The organism is Streptomyces malaysiense (assembly GCF_000980885.2).
GTDB classification, from domain to species: Bacteria; Actinomycetota; Actinomycetes; order Streptomycetales; family Streptomycetaceae; genus Streptomyces; species Streptomyces malaysiense.
This window is the reverse complement of record NZ_LBDA02000168.1, coordinates 1-2,280: the sequence shown is the minus strand read 5'-3', so window position 1 is coordinate 2,280 and position 2,280 is coordinate 1. Positions and strand designations below refer to the sequence as shown.

The following is a 2,280-nucleotide window of genomic DNA, read 5'->3' as shown; positions in this document are numbered from 1 at the left end:
CCGCGCCCACGCCGACCACCTCGCCGCCCTGGACGACGCCGCGTGGGGAAGACTGCGACTCGCCCCCGGCTGGACGCAGACCGCGTGGGCCCCCGAGGAGGCCAACACCCCATGAGTCAGACCGTCGACCGCGCCCTGAGCATCCTGCCGCTGCTCGCCGAGGGCCCCGCCGACCTCGGCCGGGTCGCCGACCGGCTCGGCGTCCACAAGTCCACCGCCCTGCGCCTCCTGCGCACCCTGCACGAACACGGCCTGGTCTACCGCCAGTCCGACCAGCGCTACCGCCTCGGCGCGCGCCTCTTCGCCCTCGCCCAGGAGGCCATGGAGAACCTGGACGTCCGCGAGATCGCCCACCCCCACCTCGTACGGCTGAACGAACAGTGCGGCCACACCGTCCACCTCGCCGTGTACGACGACCCCGAGGTCCTCTACATCGACAAGGTCGACAGCCGCTACCCGGTCCGCATGTACTCCCGCATCGGCAGACCGGTCGCCCTCACCGTGGCCGCCGTCGCGAAACTCCTCCTCGCAGACCTCCCCGAACCCGAACGCCGCGCCCTCGCGGAGAAGCTCGACTACCCCTCCTACACACCCCGTTCCACCCCGAACGCCGACGCCTTCCTGCAGGAACTGGCCAAGGTCCGCGAACAGGGGTGGGCCACCGATCTCGGCGGCCACGAGGAGTCCATCAACTGCGTCGCCGCGCCCATCCGGGGCGCCGAGGGCCGGGTGGCCGCCGCGATGTCGGTGTCCGCCCCGAACGTGGTCGTCACGGCCGACGAACTCCTCGCCCTCCTCCCGCTGGTCCGCCGCACGGCGGACGCGATCAGCGCGGAGTACTCCGGCAGGACACCGGTGACGGAACGCCCCTGACACCTGCGAAGGACCCGCCCGATGGAAAAGACCGCCCTCACCCCGAAGACCCACACCACCCCGCCCGCGCGGTTCTCGCACGGCGTGCGCAAGGGCAACATCCTCCAGGTCGCCGGCCAGGTCGGCTTCCTGCCCGCCGAGGAGGGCGAGCCCCCGACCCCGGCCGGCCCCACCCTGCGTGAGCAGACGCTCCAGACGCTCGACAACGTCAGGTCGGTCCTGGAAGAGGGCGGCGCCCGCTGGGACGACGTGATGATGCTCCGCGTCCACCTCACGGACGTGGACCACTTCGCCGAGATGAACGACCTCTACAACGCCTACTTCGAGGGCCAGTCCCTCACCGGGCCGCCCGCCGCCCGTACGACGGTCTACGTCGGCCTTCCGCCCGGTCTGCTGATCGAGATCGACGCGCTCGCCGTGCTCGACTCCCCTCGAGTGGCCTGAGTTGCCGGCGCGACGCGCGGGCTGACTGGTTCCGGCACAGGGAAGTCGTCCATACTGCCGCCGTGGAGCAGCGCATAGGATCAGGCAGCAGTCCGTTGAACACCGAAGCGTTGAAGGCGGAAGCGGTCAAGGCCGAGCCCGTGGCGGGCGCCGGCTTCGACCCGGCCTTCATCCCGGGCATCACGGCCCCGGCGACGCCCCTGGCGAAGCAGCAGGAGCCGGGGGAGCCGGAGGAACCGGAGGCCGAGGCACCGGACGGGTCCACCGAGCCGTCACGGTCGGCCGTATCCGCGGAGCCGGAGGCGACCGGGGAGGCCGCGGAGGCGGAGGAAGGCGACTCGGACGAGGACGAGCCCGCGGCGCCCGCCGGCGCTTCTGACGGTCCGGCCTTCGAGGCCGCCGACCGCCGCGCCAAGATAGTGGCCGACCACAAGGGCGTCCGCCTCAGCCTGGACGAGGAGGCCTGCGACTTCCAGTGGGCCGAGATCGCCGCGGTGGAGTCGGAGGCCCCGCGCTTCGGCAAGCGCTACACCGTCACGGTGCACACCCCGGACCGCCGCTGGTACCCGATCGAGATCGAGGCCACGTCCCGCTCCCGCTTCAAGGAATGGGACGACCAGCTGGACGCGGTCCTGGACGCCTACTTCGAGGACGGCGACTGACCGACCCCTCGCTCTCCCCGGCGGGGGTGCGCGGGGGCGGTCAGAAGCCCCGAGAACTTCTGATAAAGTTTGGTTCGCCGCAAGGGAAACGCGAGAGCGAGAACCGGAAGGCACCGAGGAAATCGGATCGGAAAGATCTGATAGAGTCGGAAACACCGAAGGGAAGCCCGGAGGAAAGCCCGAGAGGGTGAGTACAAAGGAAGCGACCGTTCCTTGAGAACTCAACAGCGTGCCAAAAGTCAACGCCAGATATGTTGATACCCCGTCTCCGGTCGTTATGACCGGGACGTGGTTCCTTTGA

The 2,280-nt window shown here is 70.1% G+C and carries 3 protein-coding genes; all 3 read left to right on the top strand.

The features are described 5' to 3' along the window. Positions 1-111: 111 nt before the first annotated feature. The 3 genes from VT52_RS34670 (at position 112) to VT52_RS34660 (ending at position 1,979) form a co-directional block, all read left to right on the top strand. Positions 112-873 (top strand): IclR family transcriptional regulator, encoded by a 762-nt coding sequence (locus VT52_RS34670; RefSeq protein WP_046429007.1) that lies wholly within the window; start codon positions 112-114, stop codon positions 871-873. Between the two features lie 21 nt (positions 874-894). After that, positions 895-1,317 carry a RidA family protein gene (locus VT52_RS34665; protein WP_046429009.1) on the top strand — a complete coding sequence of 141 codons (423 nt, stop codon included), beginning with the start codon at positions 895-897 and terminating at the stop codon, positions 1,315-1,317. Positions 1,318-1,379: 62 nt separating this feature from the next. Then, positions 1,380-1,979 carry a hypothetical protein gene (locus VT52_RS34660; protein ID WP_420856328.1) on the top strand — a complete coding sequence of 200 codons (600 nt, stop codon included), beginning with the start codon at positions 1,380-1,382 and terminating at the stop codon, positions 1,977-1,979. Positions 1,980-2,280 lie beyond the last annotated feature (301 nt).